Source organism: Bacillus sp. FSL K6-1003 (assembly GCF_037964945.1).
Taxonomy (GTDB): domain Bacteria; phylum Bacillota; class Bacilli; order Bacillales; family Bacillaceae; genus Bacillus; species Bacillus mojavensis.
This window is the reverse complement of the sequence record NZ_CP150176.1, coordinates 2,535,011-2,553,936: the sequence shown is the minus strand read 5'-3', so window position 1 is coordinate 2,553,936 and position 18,926 is coordinate 2,535,011. Positions and strand designations below refer to the sequence as shown.

Genomic DNA, 18,926 nt, shown 5'->3' with positions numbered 1-18,926 from the left:
GTTCAAATGTTAGAGAGGAGAGAATCAGAATGAAAAAGAAGCTTATTCAAGTCGTGATCCTGTTCACCATGCTGTTTACTATGACACTACCAGTAAGTGCAGCCGATTCAAGCTACTATGATGAGGATTACCGTCCTCAATATCACTTTACACCAGAGGCAAACTGGATGAATGATCCAAACGGAATGGTTTATTATGCAGGGGAGTATCATTTGTTTTATCAGCATCATCCATATGGTCTGCAATGGGGGCCAATGCATTGGGGCCATGCAGTAAGCAAGGATTTAGTTCATTGGAAGCATCTCCCTATAGCGCTGTCACCAGATGAAAAAGGCACGATTTTTTCCGGGAGCGCAGTGGTCGATTGGAATAATACAAGCGGTTTTCAAACCGGAAAGGAGAAGCCGCTTGTCTCTATATATACGCAGGATCACGAAGACGGCCAAGTGCAAAGCATCGCCTATAGTAATGATAAAGGAAGAACGTGGACGAAATACTCAGGTAATCCGGTCATTCCTAACCCGGGAAAAAAAGACTTTCGCGATCCGAAAGTGTTTTGGTACGAAAAAGATAAAAAGTGGGTGATGGTGCTGGCAGCTGGTGACCGAATTCTCATTTATACATCGAAAAACTTGAAGCGGTGGACATATGCAAGTGAGTTTGGGCAAGGACAAGGTAGTCATGGAGGCGTATGGGAATGCCCGGATTTATTTGAGCTTCCTGTAGACGGCAATCCGAAACAAAAGAAATGGGTGATGCAAGTCAGTGTCGGAAACGGTGCGGTTTCAGGAGGATCAGGCATGCAATATTTTGTAGGGAGTTTCGATGGAACAACTTTTAAGAACGAAAACCCCCCAGACAAAATATTATGGACCGACTACGGTAAAGACTTTTATGCAGCTGTTTCTTGGTCTGATACACCATCTTCAGACGGACGGCGGCTTTGGCTAGGGTGGATGAGCAATTGGCAATATGCCAACGATGTTCCTACATCTCCATGGAGAAGTGCAATGACTATTCCAAGAGAAGTAAAATTGAAAGCGTTCTCTAAAGGGGTCAGAGTCATTCAAACACCAGTAACAGAGCTGCAATCCATCCGGGGGGCCTCACATGAGTGGAAAAATAAGAGCATATCGCCAGAGAGCAGTAATGTATTGGCGGGCCTATCTGGAGATGCTTATGAAATGAATGCAGAGTTTCAAGTGAACCCAGGTTCGGCTTCTGAATTTGGTTTTAAGGTTCGAACAGGGAGACATCAATATACAAAAGTCGGCTACCATCAAAAGAGCGGCAAACTGTTCGTTGACCGAAGCCAATCCGGAAATGTCACCTTCAATCCAACCTTTAACACTGGGAAACAAGCAGCTCCGCTGAAGCCGGTAAATGGAAAGATAAAAATGCGTATTTTTGTTGACCGCTCTTCAGTCGAAGTATTTGGCAATGACGGACAGCAGGTGTTGACTGACATCATTCTTCCAGATCGATCAAGCAAAGGTCTTGAATTATATGCTGTTAATGGCCGTATTAAGGTAAACTCCCTAACGATTCATCCTTTAAATAAAGTATGGGGAGCGTCACCGTTTATATCCAATTTGACTGGCTGGACAACTGTAAACGGTACGTGGGCTGACACAATTGATGGAAAACAAGGACGATCAGACGGCGATTCCTTCATTATGTCTTCAGCATCTGGAGCAGATTCCACCTATGAATCTGACATTACAGTTAAAGATGGGAACGGAAAAGGGGCAGGAGCTCTTGTGTTTCGTTCAGACAAAGATGCACAAAATGGTTATGTAGCCAATGTGGATGCGAAACATGATCTGGTGAAATTTTTTAAATTTGAGGATGGTGTTGCCACTGTTATTGCTGAATATAAAACACCGATAGATATAAATAAAAAGTATCATCTGAAAACTGTGGCTCAAGGCACTCACTTTAAAATATATTTGGATGACCGTCTGGTGATAGATGCTGAGGATTCTGCATTCTCAGAAGGCCAATTTGGCTTGAACGTTTGGGATGCAACAGCAGCCTTCCAGAATGTCAACGCGGGAAGCTTGGATGTCAGAAGATAAAGAATTGAAAAGATGATACTTGAATCAAAGGACTTGTGATTAGAGAAGACCTAATACACTTCTCTATAAAAAAGGCACAGACTCAAACCGTCTGTGCCTTTGTGTTATTTCAACAGTTTCAATGATTCGCGGTTAAATGCTTCCAAATCATCAGGTGTTCTGCTTGTTACAATGTTGTGGCTAACGACTACTTCTTCGTCTTTGTAGTTTGCACCGGCATTGATCAAGTCTTTGCGAATGCTGCGGTAGCCAGTGATGTCTTTGCCTTTCAGAAGATCCGTATCAATGAGTACCTGCGGGCCGTGGCAAATAGCGAAAACAGGTTTCTCATTTTCTACGAATGCTTTTGCAAACTCACCTGGGCGGTCATCTCCGCGAAGCAAATCTGGGGAAAATCCTCCAGGAATCAATAGGGCATCGAATTCACTAGCATCTACATCGGAGATCGCTTTGTCAATCTTCACTCTCTCGCCATGTTTACCGGTAACTTCCTTGCCCGCTTCCAAATCAATGGCTACGACGCTATGCCCAGCTTCTTCGTATGCCTTTACCGGACTTGTATATTCAATATCTTCGAATTGGTCTGTAACGAGAACAGCGATTTTTTTGCTCATATTTATACCTCCTATGAAATCTTATATACCATAGAATAACAGGCAGGTACATCTTCCTTCAAAATATTTGCTTGTCAGATGTTCTTCGCAGGAGTCCTGCGAAGGCGTTGCTTTATAGGTTTTATGGTTTTTATATCATTTATCACAATTTGGTAAAATTGCCGCCAAAACGAAGCAGAAGGAAAGCATCTTCTCAACCTGTTTCTTTTTTTATAAGTAGACTTTTTGGTATGACTTTCACGTCCTGTGGAGCGGAGTGCAATAAACAAAAAATAGTATGGCTACCCCCACCTTTTACAACTATTCCGATTTATAATGTAGACATATCAATAACGAATCGGTAGCGTACATCACTGCGAAGAACACGCTCATATGCTTCATCCACTTGATCGGCACGAATCACCTCAATTTTAGGTGCAATGCCATGCTGAGCAGCGAAATCAAGCATCTCTTGTGTTTCTGGAATTCCGCCGACAAGAGAACCCGCTAGGCTGCGGCGGCCCATGATTAAAGAGAATACACTATATTTGTCCGGCTCGGCCGGTGCCCCTACATTCACAAGGGTTCCGTCTATCCGAAGCATTGATAAATAGGCATCTACATCAAGGTTCGCGGATACTGTATTTAAGATTACGTCAAAACGCCCGGCCAATTCAGTAAATGTAGCTTGATTACTGGTTGCATAGTAATGGTCTGCCCCTAGTTCAAGAGCTTCCTCTTTCTTATTCATAGAGCGGCTCAGGACGGTTACCTCTGCACCCAAAGCATGCGCAAATTGAATCGCCAAATGACCAAGCCCGCCAACTCCTACAATCGCAACCTTTTTCCCTGGGCCGACGTTCCAGTGTTTTAGAGGGGAGTATGTTGTAATCCCTGCACACAATAGAGGGCTGGCGACATCCAGCTCCAAACTGTCCGGTATCCGAACAACGAACCTGTCAGTGACAACGATTTTTTGGCTGTACCCGCCATACGTCGGATTTCCATCATAGTCCAGTGAATTATAAGTTTGGACAACACCTTTAGTGCAGAACTGTTCCTCACCACTGAGGCAGTATTCGCATTCTCCGCAGGAGTCAACAAAACAGCCGACGCCAACGCGATCTCCGACAGCGAATTTTGTGACTTCTGCTCCGACAGCCTCCACAACTCCGGCGATTTCGTGACCGGGAACCATTGGAAAAATTCCTCCGCCCCATTCATCGAACGCACTGTGGATATCGGAATGGCAAATACCGCTGAATTTAATGTCGATTAAGACGTCGTGCGCCCGTAATTCTCTTCTTTCAATTGTAGTCTGTTCAAATTTCGCTTTAGCATTTGGTACGCTTAATACACGAGTTTTATGATGATTACACATACAGACCTTCCTTTCATATAGTCAGTTTCCAGATAAGAACATGTCACTTGATGTTTGTCAGGTGTGTTCAACATCACTTTAAACCTTGAAGTCCACTTTAAGGCAAGAGTTTTTTAAGAAACATATTTTTATAAAAGTATAAGAGTAAACAATTAAGTATTAAATTCTGTATGATCGATCAAATAAAACGAACGCATCGAATCAATTGACTCGATGCGTTCGTTTTATCATGTATCATACCATTCATCATGAACAGGTCCGCCTCTCCAGAAGTAATGGCTATATGCACACACCCACTGTCTTTAGTTGCGCCATGCCAATGTTTTGCGTGCGGCGGAATATTCTCGACATCTCCTGAAGAATGAGATTGAGAAATACGTCAGCAGTTTCAATTTGTTTCTTCTTGACTTAAAGTGAACTTTAAGTGTTATCTTCAAAAACAGCAGGATAAAGAGGTGAAAAATATGAATATTACGCAAGTGGCAAAGCAGTTTGGCCTAACAGCCGCAACGCTCCGCTATTATGAACGTGTTGGATTGATCCCGCCGGTAAAACGAAAAGAAAGCGGCATCCGCGATTATGGTGAAGAAGATATCAAATGGGTTGAATTCATCAAATGCATGCGAAATGCTGGACTAACGATAGACGCGTTAATTGAATATACAACGTTATTTACTGAAGGAGACCGAACAGTAGAAGCCCGCAAAAATATCCTGGCGGACGAAAGACAGCGATTGATAGAAAAGCGGAGAGAAATTGATGAAACAATAAAAAGATTAAATAAAAAAATTGAGGATTATGATGGGAAACTGCGCGAAAATGAGGACAAACTCAAAAGCAGACCCAAAATGGAAAGTTTTCATGGATAAGTGCAAGTAAGGCTAGAATGAATGAAACAATTCCTTCTTTGTTAACATTTATCATAAAAGAGCAGGGGAAATCGCGGAAAAACGCGGTGTTCCCCGTATCCATATCGCGTTTGCCTGGCTGCTGCAGAAAGAGCCTGTAACGGTGCTACGAAAATGTCACACCTTGAAGATGCCGTAGATGCTCTTGCAGTTAAATTGACGACTCAAGAAGTTAGGTTTCTAGAAGAACCATATGTACCTCACCGAATAGTTGGTCATCATTTATTGTGCTCGAAAACGATATTGCTGGAAATCAACAAGATACTATGTTTCGGATTGAGAGAAAGAATAGAGGGCGTATGATAAAAACTGGCCTATTCCAATTCTTCAAGGAATTCTCAGGCCTAAGGAGCAGGGAGAATGATAGAAAAACAGTTTACAATGATCGCGAGTACAGGCTTCGCACGTGCAGCGGCCTTGTTAGTACGTGCGGCTTGTCAATTTAGCTCCAGTATATATCTTGAATATCAAGGGCAAGCTGTCGATCTGAAAAATACACCCAAGTCCCTCATTGATGTGATGTCACTAGGAATTAAACCTAATACCCACATTAGGGTAAGAGCTAATGGCGTTGACGAGAAACAGGCTTTACAAGTGATAGAAGATCATTTGCAAAAAAACAAGTTCACAAAGAAATGAGGTAGAAAACCTCTCTTTTTTTATCATTTTCAGGGACTCGCTCCAAGTCCCTATTTTTTATAGGAGCGTTTTGTTAAATGTCTATCTTTAAAGAAACAACTCATTTCTCTTATTTTAAAGCCGAAATCTTATAATTGGAAAGGATAGGGTAATAAAAAAGGCATCCATAAGGATGCCTAAAATGAATCTTTACTGAATGATTACCTATTGCATCTTTTTACTGGTTTACAGCATGGATTTCTTAAGTCACTTCCACAATCATATTCCTCAACGATATTTTCATTCTCTACAGATTGTGTCACTGGATAATAATTTTCTACTCTTGTAACATTTCTATTAACATTAACAATATGAGTAGGCTGAACACGTCTAACAGTACGTTCATTGGTAGTCGTATTTACAACATTTCTTGTGGGAGAAACAATTGTTTCTACATTGTTGCCTCCGTTACCTCCATTACCTCCATTACCTCCGTTACCCCCATTAAAACCATTGAAGCCATTGAAGCTATTGGTACCGTTATTCCCGCGACGAGAGCCGAACATGAATTCGTCCACAGTTCTAAACCCACCGTTGTTGCAGCTCATCAAAATCACCCTCTCAAAAAATCTTGTCTTACAATATAAGTTATGATGAAGAAAAAAGGTTGTCCTAGACAAGAAACTCATATTATAAAAAATCCGCTATTATTTTAGGATTTCGATACACATGACAAGAAAGGGGCATAGTTTTCTATCATTTTAATTATATTTCCACCGTAGCTACGGGCCTGGAAGACCAATCAATCATTTTATAATTGATAATAGCAGTCCTGGTATTAAAATGACTTATATATTAAAATACTAATAATATTTCGAATTTTAAATCGAGGTGGGCTATGAAAACGATTGGTCTTATTGGCGGAATGAGTTGGGAGTCGTCGGCTGAGTACTATCGAATTATCAATGAGGAAATAAAAAAGAAGTTAGGGGGGTTACATTCGGCAAAGTGTCTTTTGTACAGTGTTAATTTTAAAGAGATTGAACACTTTCAATCAGAAGGAGCTTGGAATAAAGCTGGTAAAACCTTGGGGGAAGCAGCAAGATCATTAGAAAAAGCCGGAGCAGATTTTATTGTAATATGCACAAACACTATGCACAAAGTAATTAGTTATATCCAAGCAATGATCACAATACCTATTTTACATATTGCCGATGCAACTGCTGCTCAAATGAACAGACAAGATATTCGTTCAGCAGGATTACTAGGTACCAAATATACAATGGAGCAAAATTTTTATAAAACTCGTATTGAGACTCATGGCATTAATATTATTGTGCCTAATGATAATGAAAGAGAATTAATAAATAATATTATCTATCAAGAACTATGTTTGGGTGAAATTAAACAGTCATCGAAAAACATTTATCACACCATCATAAATAATTTGATGAATAGAGGAGCGGAGGGAATAATTCTCGGATGTACTGAAATTGGATTACTAGTAAAAGCTGAAGATTTCAAAGTGCCAATATTTGATACAACCTTAATCCATGCTCGAGAAGCAGTGAATAAATCTCTTTCGATTTCATCTTAGAATCAGTTCCTTCCTATACTCTAAAACCGTTTTTTAAGAGCGGTTTTTTTATTATGTTTATACAAGTCATAAAATAGGAGGCTCTTTATAGGGGTGATAATATTATGATCCTTTCCACTGAAAATTGTGTTTGAAGATATTGAAGACGCAGCAAGGTCTCACTAACACAATAGATAGACTTTGAAAACAATTGCGTAGTGAGGTGAGTATATCTGTTCTTATATACTAAACGGTATACCTATCCAGTTTTAGACATGACACGGGTGACGAGTTCAGGAATCAGATGACAATCCTGAAGCCTATGCCTAGGCATAGATTGATGATGACCTTACTTCAGCTGTTACAGATTTTTGAAATAAAAAACCAAGGTGATTCATTTCATCCATCCTTAAAGCTAATGAATAATAATGAAAAACAAATTTATGTAGTTCTTTATTTTTCAGTCTAATGATGTAGATTAAATAAGCTAAATGTAGAAAGAATTTGTTTCTCATTTTAGATATATTAAGAGAGGGGGTGTGAATAATGAAAATAAAAAATCTTGAAATATTTGTTTCTCATTTTAATCAAACTGTAAGCTTTTATAAAGATATCCTTCAATTTAAAAGGCTGGCGTTAACTGATACATTAGCCACATTTCAAGTGGGAGAAAGCATTTTAACCTTGCATCAAGACGAAGTGAATCGCTATTACTATCATTTTGCGTTTAATATCCATTCGAATATTTTCGCAGAAGCTAAAGAATGGCTGAAAAAGAAGGTTAATTTACTTGAAGAAAATGGTGATGATGAAGTATATTTTGCAAATGCAAAGGCAAGATCGATATATTTTGAAGATCCAGCAGGTAATATTGTTGAGTTTATTTCTCGATTAGAAACCTCTCCGGAAACGAGGTCAAAAGAATTCACGCCCGACAATGTAATAGGGATAAGCGAGATTGGTTTATCTACAAATCATGTTGAAGAATGTTTTGATTACCTTTTAAAGTTGGGAATTCGGCAAAGAAATGATGAACCTTTTTCAAAAAGTCATTTACATTTCATGGGGGAGTATGAAGAGGGAGTCTATATTTTATTAGGTCCTGTCGGAAGAAGGTGGATATTCTCGGATAAATACGGTATAGATGCACCACTTATGATTGAAACTGACCGAGGGATCATCAAAAATTTTGATGAGTAATCAAGCTTTTAATTGGTGTGTGACATATCTTTCATGCATTATTTTTGCTTGCATTGTCATCCCTATATTCCCAAATTTTATCCTCTCTTCTGTCGGAAAATTCAGTAATAATGGCACTTCTCATATACCTGTTTGATGGTAATATGATCAATACCTGTATTCTCATGGTCTTCAAAATTAACGATTTCTACTTTGTTTGTACGTTTCGCATGCTGTAAGCGATAGTTTACATAGTCAACTGCTATGACACGTTTTGCGCCTTTTAGCCAACAAAACTTTTGAGCAACCAGGCCGACTGGTCCGCAGCCGAGAAAGATAACTGTATCGCCGTCTTTTACGCTGGCATTGTCCACACTCCAAAAGCCGGTGGTCATGGCATCGGCAATCACGCATAATTTCTCATCGGGTTCCTCACAAGATTCAGGGATTTTAAAATGGGTGAAATTTGCAAACGGCACTCTTAAATATTCGGCTTGCCCGCCTGGATAACCGCCAGTTTGCCCTGAATAGCCGAAATAAGCACCCATTTCCCCATTGTCATTAGACTGATCACATTGGCTTTCCAGCTGGTTTTTACAAAAAAAGCATTCCCCACAGGCGATCGTAAAAGGGATAATGACGCGGTCACCTTTTTTTACCTTTGTAACCCCTGGCCCAACTTCTTCAACAATTCCCATCGGTTCATGGCCGATGACATAGTCTTCATGCATATTAGGAATGAATCCATGGATTAAGTGTAAATCTGATCCGCAAATGGCTGTACTGGTGACTTTGATAATCATGTCATCGGATTTTTCAATCTTTGGATCGGGGACATCTTTGACAACAACATTTTTAGTGCCTTGATACGTTACTGCCTTCATGCTTAAAACCTCCAGTGTTAGTGTTCATCAGGTGTCCGGTCAAACATCCCTTTGCGATTTGTTTCATCAGGAAAGAGGTTCATATTGCCGACCATGATCGTGTTTTTTGCAGAGAGCTGATCCAGCTTATACTGTTCGCTTCAACTCATATGGATGGAACCATTTTTTGCTGATCATAGTTCCGTAATCTCTTGGTGCATCGCAATTCCTTGCATCAGCTGTTTCCGCAGCAAAGCTCTTACATCTGGTGAAGCGGTTTCTGTCAAAGCTACAGCAGTATTCCTTACGCCTTCCTTAGCTCGTATAAGAAAATCCATCGCGAATGTAGTGTCTGCTAGTTCAGGCACATTCAGCGAATTAATGGGGTCTAAATAATTCAAAGAGGCTTACCTTCCTTTCAATTGATGATTGGCGTTGGGCGGCTTTGAGGGACAGGGGCCTGAAATGAGACACGCTCATACACCGCCTGTAATTCAGTAAGGTCTTGAATGGATTGCTGCACATCTTTTTGCATCAAATCCTTCAGTTCTTGGTCAAACAAAAGCCATTGCATTAACTTTGATTTCGCTATACAAAGTGTTTTAAAGTTCACGATTTCATGTAAGTCAACAGCCTCGTGAGCTGCCAATGTTTGATGATCCATATTGATGTAACCTCCTTTTATCAACGTTACATTTCCTGGAAATGACGTTGAAGCTTACAGAAAGTACACTCGGTATCATTTTTTGTTTTAAGAATCGCTGTTTTTGCTCGTTAGCGTACATTTCTTATGACATGGAATAAACTGCACTTAAATCTGAAATAAGGTGAAGTATGGAAATTTATTTATGTAAACTTGACATAGTGCTGTCAGGTTTCCTTTTGTATCATTAAATTGGATGACCAGTAAAAAGTATGGTTTATAGGAGGCACTCGATATGAAGCTGTTACAAATTAGACTTTTGGTGAATGATTTTAAGAAAAGCGTCGAGTTTTACAAAGATTCATTAGGACTTCCGATAAGTTGGTTAGAGAATGAAATGGAATATGCACTCTTTGATAATGGGGAAACGAAAATAGAGCTTTTATCTCGAGAAACGATGGCTGAAATCGTTGGAGAGGAAAAAAAGTCCTTGGAAGGAGAAGCTCAATCAAAATTTTTGCTTCAGTTTAAGGTAGAAGATGTTGATAAAACATATGACGATTTACACGAAAAAGGAGTTAAATGTGTGAATAAACCGCATGATCGCAAGGAATGGAGTGCCCGAGTTGCTCACTTCAGAGATCCAGATCATAATCTGATTGAAATATATAAAATGTTATGATTTTTCGACTCGCAAAATCATAGAATAACGTTTGATAACGTACCTCATCATTTTTATACGCCCTAGTAAAAGAAAGCAAAGTCATAATAGGTTGCGGACACTGAACTTGCAGCATTTACGCTGATTTGTTTGGTGTCCGTTTTTGATTGGTGAAAAAGGTGGAGTATCCATGAATCGAGGAGAAGCGTGGATACAAGGCAGCAGTACACTGATTGAGTTAATTGGTGGGCACGAAACCGCTTGATCCATGTCCTTTTTCCTAATTGTCAATCGTGATTACTGACTGGATAAATGATTAAAAGCCAAATTTAACACACCATCAGTATCAAGCCTGACTACCATTTATTTTGTATCCTTAATTGTCGAAAACATAGGAATAATTCCACTTTTGAAAGATCTAGTTTATGGTACATTGATAAATATATGGGAGGGGAGGGGGCATGGTATCTGAAAGTAAATCCTTAACTGGATGTAAGAAAGTCAAAACGTACGGCATTTATAAGGGGAGGGTATAAGGTGAATAAGCTAAAGAGGCTAAGTATGCTAACGGTGATGATTGCATCTGTGTTCATTTTTTCTAGCCATGCACTTGCAGCTCAGTATTATACGGTTTCAACAAGCAGTGGTGCTCCTGTCAATATGCGCAGCGGCCCGGGTACAAGTTGGGGGATTGTGACTACTATTCCGAGCGGAACCCGCATCCCGATCTACTGCTACAAAACCGGTACAACTGTAACTGGAAAGTATGGAACGAGTAATATTTGGAACTACACAGAACGGACGCTTGCCAGCGGGGAGATCGTTCCTGGATTTGTCTCTGATACATATATGTATACAGGCTCAGACGGCCCGGTAGTTCCTAAATGCAGCTGGTAGCATATGTATCGTTCTTAAAATGAAGAAATTGAAGAAAGAGGGATGACATTGACTAAACTGAAAATGCTGAGTATGTTAACCGTGATGATCGCATCATTATTCATTTTTTCCAGTCAAGCACTTGCCGTTCAGTACTTTACTGTCTCAACAAGCAGCGGTGCGCCTGTAAATATGCGCAGCGGTCCAGGTACAAACTATCCTATTATGCTTTCCATTCCTAGCGGTTCACGTGTTCCTTACTATTGTTACGCTTATGGGACGACTGTTACCGGAAAGTATGGAACGAGTAATATTTGGGATCAAATCCAGTGGAAAGATTCACGTGGTGTCGTGAACATTGGATATGTTTCTGACACATATGTCTACACAGGCTCAGACGGCCCTGTCGGTTACAAATGCAACTAGCTATATAATTCGTACAATAGAGTCTCTTCAAGAGAAACCATACCAACAATATTGGTATGGTTTTTGCTATTATTATGTCTTCCGCACCTGCATTAGTGGAATGCCGCTATCGAGCGCTTCATCCATAATATGGAACTCGGTCTTTTCATCTGTATCGACCCACCTAAACATAAACGGCTGACCCGCAATCCTGTTCTCCTAAAAAGGTGTACTTCACAACAAATCTCTGCTCATGGACTATCATAGATTTTCGCATTTTAAAAGAATATCTGATTAACAAAGTAGGATTCTAATGAAATCGCCATTGCCATCTGCTCCCGGCAACATTCAAGCGAGATTAGGAGCATTTTCCCTTTGATTTTTGAACAAGATAATTGTATAATACAAATCGTAATTATTTCGGTTTGAGAAAAGGAGTGTTGTAATGAAAATTTTATTTGCAAAGAGATTAGGGATATTTATGATTGGTTTATTACTAATATTGGCAGGATGTCAGACTTCAGGTTCATCTAAAGGTGAGTCTAATAAAACAGCAACATCACCCTCAGCAGGTGAAGAAAACTCTTCTAACACGCAAGAGCAAACATCAGAATCTCATGATCACGATCATAATCATAGCCATAGTCATAGTCATACACATGATGAAGAGACAGAAAAAATTCATGAAGGCTATTTTAAAAACAGCCAAGTAAAGGATCGTTCACTTTCTGATTGGGAAGGAGACTGGCAATCTGTATATCCATACCTGCAAGATGGCACTCTGGACGAAGTATTTTCATATAAATCAAAACATGAAGGTGACAAGACAGCTGAAGAATATAAAGAGTATTATAAAAAAGGGTATAAAACAGATGTTGACCGTATTGTAATCCAAAAAGATACTGTATCGTTCTTCAAAAATGGAAAAGAATATTCAGGTAAGTATACGTATGACGGGTATGAAATTCTAACATATGATGCGGGCAATAGAGGGGTAAGATACATATTTAAACTAGCTAAAAAAGCTGAAGGACTTCCTCAGTATATTCAGTTTAGCGATCACAGTATCTACCCGACTAAAGCTAGCCATTACCATCTGTATTGGGGTGAGGACCGTGAAGCTTTACTTGATGAAGTGAAAAACTGGCCTACCTACTACCCGTCAGAAATGGACGGACACGATATTGCTCATGATATGATGGCGCATTAAATGAAGAGGAACATACCATGCATTTCTATTCCAAACGGTTATTTTTTCACTGTGGAAAATTGATAAAATGGGGAAAAACAAGCTTAGTCCTTTATGGAGTTTGAATGTTTAAATACCTTTAGCTGCTGACTCCTCGTCAGCAGCTTTTTTGCCCACTTTCGTTTTTATCCGTTTCTTTCTCTTCGCAACGGGATTGACGGCTCATTAACAAAGTTAAGATACGTAATAACTTAACGGTTGGGTAAAAGCTTTTTGGAGATAGGGTGAAGAGTAGGGGAGAGTATGAGGAAAAAATGAAATGACTAAAGATGAAGAAGCACTTGGTAGTGGCTTTATTTTCTCTGGTATTATTTCAAAGTTCTGTGAGTGTATGTTATGCGAACACAATAACGAAAGCAAAAACAGTAAGAGAAAAAGAACCAATGGTTTAAAGCCAGCGGTTCTTTTTCAATGTCATATTTAAAGCAGGAACATTGGTTAAAATGTGGCATGAGTAGCCGTGAGTTGAAAGCAGTTAACGGTGCAACCGTTCTATTGATATCAGCACTCCATGCTTTGAACAACAAGAGACATGCCGTGCTCGTTAAAGCAAATATCATGAAAAAACGATGTAACCGGAAATGCTATATATCTACACGCGCCTTTCTTCTTGTAGCGTCGTTCCTCTTCCTATCGAACGAAAGCGCGGGTGTTCTGCAAGTATGGAGCTTCTCATTTCTTTTACTGCTGGATGGTCTGATGCAAAGAACTGAAGTTTGGACTCGTATAGCTCAACTAATTTTCCGTTATCTAGTACACCTAATGTGTCACTCAATTGATAAGCGGCTTTCAAATCATGCGTAATAAAAAAATACGATAACCCAAATTCTTCTTTGAGCTCTTTTAACAAATCGAGTATAAGCGTTTGGGTAACCATGTCCAGACTGCTGACTGATTCGTCTAAAACGATCAGTTTCGGTTTGAGCGAAATTGCTCTGGCGATATTGATCCGCTGCAATTGCCCGCCGCTGAATTGGTGCGGATATTTTGTTAAATCATTTTCACTTAGGCCTACTCTTTCCAACAACTCGATAATGGTTCGTCTTTGTTCCGCCGCAGTGAGGGTTTCATAGTTTTCTAATGGTTCTGCAATAATCTGTTCCGCCGTCATTCGCGGGTTGACGGACGAGTATGAATCTTGAAAGACAGCTTGAAGGTCACGGCGGATTTTTCGCCGGATCGATTTATCTACGCTATACATATCATGGCCTTGAAAAAGGATTTGACCTGATTGCGGCCGTTCTAAACCAAGCAACACTTTCCCCAATGTACTCTTACCGGCTCCACTTGGCCCAATCAAGCCTAAGCATGTACCCTTCTCAATCGAAAAGCTGACATCAGATAGGACTTGTTTAGATTGAAATTTCCATTTGAATAATGAACGCTCAGCATAACGATGAGAGACTTCTTTCACTTGTAATAAACTCACTTGTTCACCTCATTAAAATGCCGCTCTTTCGTCAAATTGACCCAATGGCACGTTCATCAATTGGCAATGTCAAACGTGCCCCTAATAGCTTCTTTGTATATTCATGCTTTGGTGCATCAAACAGCTGAAACACATCTGCTTTTTCTGCGATTCTTCCTTTCTGCATCACAGCGACTTCATCCGCCATTTCAGCAATGACGCCCAGATCATGAGATATAAGCAAAATCGCCGTTCCGCATTCAGAGCGCATGGCGTCTAAATGTTTCAGCACGGTCTTCTGATTATTTACGTCTAGTGCGGTTGTGGGCTCATCCGCAATGAGAATGCTTGGATGTAAGCATACAGCAGTTGCAATCATCACCCGTTGAAGCATTCCGCCGCTTAATTGAAAAGGGTAAGATTTTAAAAGTTTAATAGGATTGGATAAGCTCACATTATGCAACGCTTCGATTGCAAGCTCCTTTGCCTGCTTTTTGTTAAAAGACGTATGAGAGCGAATCGTTTCAATCATTTGATGACCAATCGTAAAAACGGGTGTAAAAGCGTTCATCGGATTTTGCATAATATAGGCAATTTCTTTGCCGCGTATTTTGCGCATTTCTTTATCTGCCAATCCGTTTAATTCTCGGCCTAGGAGTGAAATGCTTCCTTTCACCTTGGTTGTTTTCTGATCTAGCATCTGAAGAATGGACATGCCTGTTACTGTTTTTCCACATCCGCTCTCACCAATCAGGCCAAGGACTTGACCGCGCCTCAGTTCGAAATTGACGTCTTGCACTAGAGTAGAAATTCCTTTGTGCGTTTTGGCCTGTACATGCAAATCTCTAACTTGCAGCACCGGTGATTGTTCTGTTCCCAACTTCCTCATTCCTTTTTATCATCGACGTTTGACTCCGTATCTTTCTGATAAGCTCTCGCCCAATAAATTGAACGTTACAACCACAATCATGATCATCATCCCTGGATAAATCATCAACTCAGGGTTCGTCCGGATATACGATTTACCTTCATGAATCATCGCTCCCCATTCCGCAGCCGGTGGCTGGACGCCTAATCCAAGAAACGACATAGCGGATATGTCCATAATGGCCCAGCCCATTTCCAATGTACCCATGACAACGAGGGGAGGGAGCACATTAGGTATGATATGTTTTTTCAGAATCTTCCATTGTGATGACCCATTGATTTGTGCGGCTTTTATAAAGTTCTCCTCTTTCAGACTAAGCACCATTCCTCTAAAGATTCTCGCATAATAGACCCATTGCACAAGCATGAGGGCAAGAATGACTTGAGGAAGTCCAGGTCCGAATATGCCCACTAGACCAAGAACTAAAATTAAGTTCGGAAAGGCCATCACACCATCACAACATCTCATTAACAGATGATCAATCCATCCGCCTTTATATCCCGAAATCGTACCGACGATGAGACCGATCACAAGTGAGGAAATAAAAATGAGCACTGCAAATCCCAAAGAAATTCGTGTTCCGTACAAAAGGCGGGATAAGTTGCATCTTCCTAAATGATCAGTTCCTAAAGGGAATTCCAAGGATGGAGGGTGCAGCTTATATGCCAAATGAACAGCAACAGGGTTATTCGGCGCAATCCAAGGGGCAAATACAGCGATGAGAAATAGAATTGATAATATGATAATACATGCCGTTATCACTTTTTGACTTTTACATATCATGCGTATGCTTGTGATCATCGATACTGCCCTTCTTTCCTGGAAATGCGCGGATCAATATACATTTGAATGAGATCAACGATTAAGCTACTCAATATAAAAAATGTGGCGGCTATGAACACATAGCATTGAATGACAGGGATGTCACGATTGAAAATGGCCTCAATAAAATAACGGCCAAAGCCAGGCCAAGAAAAAACCACTTCAACAATAATGGTTCCGGTGAGAAGTTTGCCAAGATTCATTCCTAGGCCTGTAATCATCGGAGAAATGGCCATTTTCAATACATGCTTAGCCATAATGCTTTTATTCTTCAAGCCTCTGATTTTTGCGTATTGTACATATGGTTCTTGCAGGTTTTCTATAACACTGGCGCGCAAAAGTCTTGTATACATTGCAATTAAAGGAAGCGCCAGCGTCAATGACGGCAGTACGAGGTGCTGCCATGTCCCAAATCCTTCTACTGGAAAAAGATCTAATTGAACTGAAAAGAAAAAAACCAACATATATCCTAACCAAAAAGTCGGAATGGATGCCCCGAAAAAGGAAATGAAGCGACTGATATGATCAATTGCGCGATTTCTTTTCATTCCCGCAAAGAAGCCGAGAGGCACACTGACAACCACCGCGATCAATAAACTACCAAGCGCCAGTTCGATCGTTGCTGGCATTCGGAGTGTAACCTCGTCCCAAACCGGCTTATTCGAAACATAAGAAATGCCGAAATCGAATTGGCATTTCTTCAAAATAGAGTTTACATATTGAATAAAGAATGGTTGATCTAAGCCAAACTCATGTCTTTTTTGCTCTAGGATGTCATCGGTTGGCTGGATATGCGCTGCGGCTACATACGCTTCAGCCGGGTCAACCGGTGAGAGTTGAATCATTCCAGTTGTCAGAATTGTAGCTAAAAGAAACACTGGTATGATGGACATGATTCGTTTCAATATATAGATGCCCATAAAAGCCTCCTACTGCTTAATGCGAATACCTGTAAATGGATGTTCATCACGGTTGGCAGGGAAAGTAAAGTCTGTAATATTCTTTTGGTAGATCGCTGTCTTTTTTATATAAGAGATCGGAACGATGGCTCCCTGATCTTGAAGGGATGTTAAAATAGATGAGTAAAGATGTTGACGCTCTTTTTTATCAGTTGTTTCAGGAACTTTTGCCATCTGCTTCAATAGCTCATTCTTGTTTGGATATGCCGAAATCGCTTCATTAAATCCAAATCCTTTTGACGCGACAATGTTTACAAAGGTATGCGGATCATAAGGTGCGCCATAGTTGCTAAAGAAGTTCATATCAAATTCATTCGCTTTGAACCGTTTAACCTGAGTCGCCAATTCTACTCCTTCAAGATTCAACTTCACCCCGATCGCTGCCCACTCTGCTTGCAGCGTTTCTGCCATTGCTTTTTGAATGGATTCCGCTGAATCATACATTAAACTAAATTCAAGAGGCTTTCCGTCTTTCTCTCGCACCGTCTTGCCATTCGGAAGCTTCCAGCCTGCTGCATCTAATAACGCTCCCGCTTTTTCCGCATCATATTTCACTGGCTTTACATCAATATCAGACGTGTATGGTAAGGTTGTCGGCAAAATATAATCTGCTTTTTCTTCTAATCCGGAGGTAATGCCTTCCACCATGGCGTCTTTATTAAAACCATAGTGCAGGGCTTGGCGAACACGTTCATCAGAAAGCTGTTCTTTTTTTGTATTCATGACAAGCTGTCTCGTCGCCACCGGTTCGGAAAGGCTTGTTTCATATTGACCTGTCGATTGCAGCTGCTTATATGCATCCAAACTGATGACGCCTTCACCGTAAATTAAGTCCAGTTCACCTTTTTCAAATGCAAGTACTCTTGTTTCTGCATCTGGGATGACTTTCACCTTGATTTTCTCGACTTTAGGCTTTTCACCCCAATAATTTTCATTGCGTTTAAAAATCGCATATTCATCGGTTTTATGCTCTTCCAATACCCATGGGCCCGTCCCGACCGGTTTTGCTACACCTTTTGATGTATCGCCATCCTTAGGGAACCCAGCCTCACCTAAAAACCGAACAGGCCGTACAACTGCAAGCTCCTGAATGGTTGGATAATATGATTCAGTCAGTGTCAATTGAAATGTATGATTATCGATCACTTTTGTTTGAGCTATTTTTGTAATAAACCCTAACCAGCTATGTAACTCAGGATGTTTTAAAATGGAGTCAAAATTCTTTTTCACGATTTTTGCATTAAATGTTGTCCCATCAGAAAATGTTACATTCTTACGCAAATGAAACGTATACACTTTGCCGTCATGAGATATATCCCAAGACTCAGCCAAATGCGGTTTAAGCTTTCCGCCCGCTTCATAAGAGACCAAAGGCTCGTACACCATTGACTGCGTAAACAATTGGGAAGGATTATAGACATGTGGGTTTATTTCTCCTATATCTCTAGGCCAAGCAATTGTGACCATATTGTGAGGAGCTTTCTTCTCTGTTGGTCCTGCATTTGTACATCCTGCTAATAAAATAGAAAAGATGAGTATCGATACGAAAGTAAATTTAATTTTCAAACGAATCTTCCCGCTAAGCATCTGTATTTCCCCCTAATTGACGTTGATAATCATTTTCATTTTAAGGAGGCAGCATACCCTTGTCAATGTAAGAATATAGGTATTGTTTTGGAACCCGATGTTCTTGTTTTATATTGCTACACTATATAACTTCAGCTGAGCGTATAAAATGGCTCTGGATCAATATGAATGATGTAAGGTAAAACTGTGGAC

At 40.2% G+C, this 18,926-nt stretch carries 20 protein-coding genes and 4 pseudogenes; 12 read left to right on the top strand and 12 right to left on the bottom strand.

Going from position 1 to position 18,926, the window contains the following annotated elements:
* The first annotated feature begins 29 nt into the window (after positions 1-29).
* Entirely contained in the window at positions 30-2,078 is a 2,049-nt protein-coding gene (locus NSU16_RS13135; protein WP_339191110.1) for a GH32 C-terminal domain-containing protein, read from the top strand.
* A 104-nt stretch (positions 2,079-2,182) separates the two neighbouring features.
* On the opposite strand, the gene yraA is transcribed toward NSU16_RS13135, so the two are convergent.
* Both yraA and NSU16_RS13125 read right to left on the bottom strand, forming a co-directional pair.
* The gene (yraA, locus tag NSU16_RS13130; protein ID WP_010335069.1) at positions 2,183-2,692 is read right to left on the bottom strand and encodes a cysteine protease YraA; all 510 of its coding nucleotides are present in this window, start codon (positions 2,690-2,692) and stop codon (positions 2,183-2,185) included.
* Between the two features lie 310 nt (positions 2,693-3,002).
* Entirely contained in the window at positions 3,003-4,052 is a 1,050-nt protein-coding gene (locus NSU16_RS13125; protein WP_229146712.1) for an NAD(P)-dependent alcohol dehydrogenase, read from the bottom strand.
* 464 nt (positions 4,053-4,516) lie between these two features.
* On the opposite strand from NSU16_RS13125, the gene NSU16_RS13120 reads away from it, so the two are divergent.
* The 3 genes and pseudogenes from NSU16_RS13120 (at position 4,517) to NSU16_RS13110 (ending at position 5,599) form a co-directional block, all read left to right on the top strand.
* The gene (locus NSU16_RS13120) at positions 4,517-4,921 is read left to right on the top strand and encodes a MerR family transcriptional regulator (RefSeq protein ID WP_010335066.1); all 405 of its coding nucleotides are present in this window, start codon (positions 4,517-4,519) and stop codon (positions 4,919-4,921) included.
* Between the two features lie 70 nt (positions 4,922-4,991).
* Positions 4,992-5,179: pseudogene (locus NSU16_RS13115) on the top strand (aldo/keto reductase); the annotation flags it as partial.
* Positions 5,180-5,320: 141 nt separating this feature from the next.
* On the top strand, positions 5,321-5,599 hold the full coding sequence (locus NSU16_RS13110; protein WP_268505160.1) for an HPr family phosphocarrier protein: 279 nt from the start codon (positions 5,321-5,323) through the stop codon (positions 5,597-5,599).
* 200 nt (positions 5,600-5,799) lie between these two features.
* Here NSU16_RS13110 and NSU16_RS13105 read toward each other — a convergent pair whose 3' ends face one another.
* Positions 5,800-6,186: a CotD family spore coat protein gene (locus tag NSU16_RS13105; protein ID WP_339191107.1), complete on the bottom strand. Its 387-nt coding sequence runs from the start codon at positions 6,184-6,186 to the stop codon at positions 5,800-5,802.
* A gap of 290 nt (positions 6,187-6,476) precedes the next feature.
* On the opposite strand from NSU16_RS13105, the gene NSU16_RS13100 reads away from it, so the two are divergent.
* Positions 6,477-7,175: an aspartate/glutamate racemase family protein gene (locus NSU16_RS13100; protein ID WP_268450280.1), complete on the top strand. Its 699-nt coding sequence runs from the start codon at positions 6,477-6,479 to the stop codon at positions 7,173-7,175.
* A gap of 525 nt (positions 7,176-7,700) precedes the next feature.
* Positions 7,701-8,354, top strand: a complete 654-nt coding sequence (locus NSU16_RS13095) for a VOC family protein (protein ID WP_339191105.1) — start codon at positions 7,701-7,703, stop codon at positions 8,352-8,354.
* Positions 8,355-8,506: 152 nt separating this feature from the next.
* Here NSU16_RS13095 and NSU16_RS13090 read toward each other — a convergent pair.
* The 3 genes and pseudogenes from NSU16_RS13090 to NSU16_RS13080 form a co-directional block, all read right to left on the bottom strand.
* A pseudogene (locus NSU16_RS13090) lies at positions 8,507-9,217 on the bottom strand (alcohol dehydrogenase catalytic domain-containing protein); the annotation flags it as partial.
* A 17-nt stretch (positions 9,218-9,234) separates the two neighbouring features.
* A pseudogene (locus NSU16_RS13085) lies at positions 9,235-9,597 on the bottom strand (spore coat protein).
* A gap of 17 nt (positions 9,598-9,614) precedes the next feature.
* Positions 9,615-9,860, bottom strand: coding sequence for a spore gernimation protein GerQ (locus NSU16_RS13080; protein WP_339191103.1), 246 nt, complete (start codon positions 9,858-9,860; stop codon positions 9,615-9,617).
* Positions 9,861-10,134: 274 nt separating this feature from the next.
* Between NSU16_RS13080 and NSU16_RS13075 the strand changes: the two genes are divergently transcribed.
* The 4 genes from NSU16_RS13075 to NSU16_RS13060 all read left to right on the top strand — a co-directional run bounded on the left by NSU16_RS13075 (position 10,135) and on the right by NSU16_RS13060 (position 11,802).
* Positions 10,135-10,521, top strand: coding sequence for a VOC family protein (locus tag NSU16_RS13075; protein ID WP_015251599.1), 387 nt, complete (start codon positions 10,135-10,137; stop codon positions 10,519-10,521).
* 142 nt (positions 10,522-10,663) lie between these two features.
* Positions 10,664-10,765 (top strand): hypothetical protein, encoded by a 102-nt coding sequence (locus NSU16_RS13070; protein ID WP_251187865.1) that lies wholly within the window; start codon positions 10,664-10,666, stop codon positions 10,763-10,765.
* Between the two features lie 272 nt (positions 10,766-11,037).
* Positions 11,038-11,397 carry an SH3 domain-containing protein gene (locus NSU16_RS13065; protein WP_004399021.1) on the top strand — a complete coding sequence of 120 codons (360 nt, stop codon included), beginning with the start codon at positions 11,038-11,040 and terminating at the stop codon, positions 11,395-11,397.
* A gap of 48 nt (positions 11,398-11,445) precedes the next feature.
* Positions 11,446-11,802 (top strand): SH3 domain-containing protein, encoded by a 357-nt coding sequence (locus tag NSU16_RS13060; protein ID WP_004398671.1) that lies wholly within the window; start codon positions 11,446-11,448, stop codon positions 11,800-11,802.
* Between the two features lie 99 nt (positions 11,803-11,901).
* On the opposite strand, the pseudogene NSU16_RS13055 reads toward NSU16_RS13060, so the two are convergent.
* Positions 11,902-12,026 (bottom strand): annotated as a pseudogene (locus NSU16_RS13055) (hypothetical protein); the annotation flags it as partial.
* 200 nt (positions 12,027-12,226) lie between these two features.
* On the opposite strand from NSU16_RS13055, the gene NSU16_RS13050 reads away from it, so the two are divergent.
* Both NSU16_RS13050 and NSU16_RS13045 read left to right on the top strand, forming a co-directional pair.
* A complete protein-coding gene (locus tag NSU16_RS13050) occupies positions 12,227-12,991 on the top strand; it encodes a metal-binding protein ZinT (protein ID WP_339191101.1) in 765 nt (254 codons plus the stop codon).
* A 298-nt stretch (positions 12,992-13,289) separates the two neighbouring features.
* Positions 13,290-13,454, top strand: coding sequence for a hypothetical protein (locus NSU16_RS13045; RefSeq protein ID WP_326218056.1), 165 nt, complete (start codon positions 13,290-13,292; stop codon positions 13,452-13,454).
* A 168-nt stretch (positions 13,455-13,622) separates the two neighbouring features.
* On the opposite strand, the gene nikE is transcribed toward NSU16_RS13045, so the two are convergent.
* From nikE to nikA, 5 genes are read right to left on the bottom strand one after another with little or no spacing between them, the layout of a single operon-like run.
* A complete protein-coding gene (nikE, locus tag NSU16_RS13040) occupies positions 13,623-14,459 on the bottom strand; it encodes a nickel import ATP-binding protein NikE (protein WP_326218055.1) in 837 nt (278 codons plus the stop codon).
* A 31-nt stretch (positions 14,460-14,490) separates the two neighbouring features.
* Entirely contained in the window at positions 14,491-15,318 is an 828-nt protein-coding gene (nikD, locus tag NSU16_RS13035; RefSeq protein WP_339191098.1) for a nickel import ATP-binding protein NikD, read from the bottom strand.
* 18 nt (positions 15,319-15,336) lie between these two features.
* The gene (gene nikC / locus NSU16_RS13030; RefSeq protein ID WP_268505155.1) at positions 15,337-16,167 is read right to left on the bottom strand and encodes a nickel ABC transporter permease subunit NikC; all 831 of its coding nucleotides are present in this window, start codon (positions 16,165-16,167) and stop codon (positions 15,337-15,339) included.
* Complete coding sequence (nikB, locus tag NSU16_RS13025; RefSeq protein WP_339191095.1) at positions 16,164-17,108, bottom strand: nickel ABC transporter permease subunit NikB; 945 nt, start codon at positions 17,106-17,108, stop codon at positions 16,164-16,166. Before nikB ends, nikC begins: the two co-directional genes overlap by 4 nt.
* A 9-nt stretch (positions 17,109-17,117) precedes the next feature.
* On the bottom strand, positions 17,118-18,734 hold the full coding sequence (nikA, locus tag NSU16_RS13020) for a nickel ABC transporter substrate-binding protein (RefSeq protein WP_339191092.1): 1,617 nt from the start codon (positions 18,732-18,734) through the stop codon (positions 17,118-17,120).
* Positions 18,735-18,926: the final 192 nt, after the last annotated feature.

What these genes read in the sequence shown, in the direction of transcription:
- NSU16_RS13135 (WP_339191110.1), top strand. Translation starts at nt 30, where the DNA reads ATGAAAAAGAAGCTTATTCAAGTCGTGATCCTGTTCACCATGCTGTTT.
- NSU16_RS13050 (WP_339191101.1), top strand. Translation starts at nt 12,227, where the DNA reads ATGAAAATTTTATTTGCAAAGAGATTAGGGATATTTATGATTGGTTTA.
- nikC (WP_268505155.1), bottom strand. Translation starts at nt 16,167, where the DNA reads ATGATCACAAGCATACGCATGATATGTAAAAGTCAAAAAGTGATAACG.
- NSU16_RS13045 (WP_326218056.1), top strand. Translation starts at nt 13,290, where the DNA reads ATGACTAAAGATGAAGAAGCACTTGGTAGTGGCTTTATTTTCTCTGGT.
- NSU16_RS13110 (WP_268505160.1), top strand. Translation starts at nt 5,321, where the DNA reads ATGATAGAAAAACAGTTTACAATGATCGCGAGTACAGGCTTCGCACGT.
- NSU16_RS13105 (WP_339191107.1), bottom strand. Translation starts at nt 6,186, where the DNA reads ATGAGCTGCAACAACGGTGGGTTTAGAACTGTGGACGAATTCATGTTC.
- NSU16_RS13100 (WP_268450280.1), top strand. Translation starts at nt 6,477, where the DNA reads ATGAAAACGATTGGTCTTATTGGCGGAATGAGTTGGGAGTCGTCGGCT.
- NSU16_RS13080 (WP_339191103.1), bottom strand. Translation starts at nt 9,860, where the DNA reads ATGGATCATCAAACATTGGCAGCTCACGAGGCTGTTGACTTACATGAA.
- NSU16_RS13125 (WP_229146712.1), bottom strand. Translation starts at nt 4,052, where the DNA reads ATGTGTAATCATCATAAAACTCGTGTATTAAGCGTACCAAATGCTAAA.
- NSU16_RS13075 (WP_015251599.1), top strand. Translation starts at nt 10,135, where the DNA reads ATGAAGCTGTTACAAATTAGACTTTTGGTGAATGATTTTAAGAAAAGC.
- yraA (WP_010335069.1), bottom strand. Translation starts at nt 2,692, where the DNA reads ATGAGCAAAAAAATCGCTGTTCTCGTTACAGACCAATTCGAAGATATT.
- nikB (WP_339191095.1), bottom strand. Translation starts at nt 17,108, where the DNA reads ATGGGCATCTATATATTGAAACGAATCATGTCCATCATACCAGTGTTT.
- NSU16_RS13120 (WP_010335066.1), top strand. Translation starts at nt 4,517, where the DNA reads ATGAATATTACGCAAGTGGCAAAGCAGTTTGGCCTAACAGCCGCAACG.
- NSU16_RS13095 (WP_339191105.1), top strand. Translation starts at nt 7,701, where the DNA reads ATGAAAATAAAAAATCTTGAAATATTTGTTTCTCATTTTAATCAAACT.
- nikA (WP_339191092.1), bottom strand. Translation starts at nt 18,734, where the DNA reads ATGCTTAGCGGGAAGATTCGTTTGAAAATTAAATTTACTTTCGTATCG.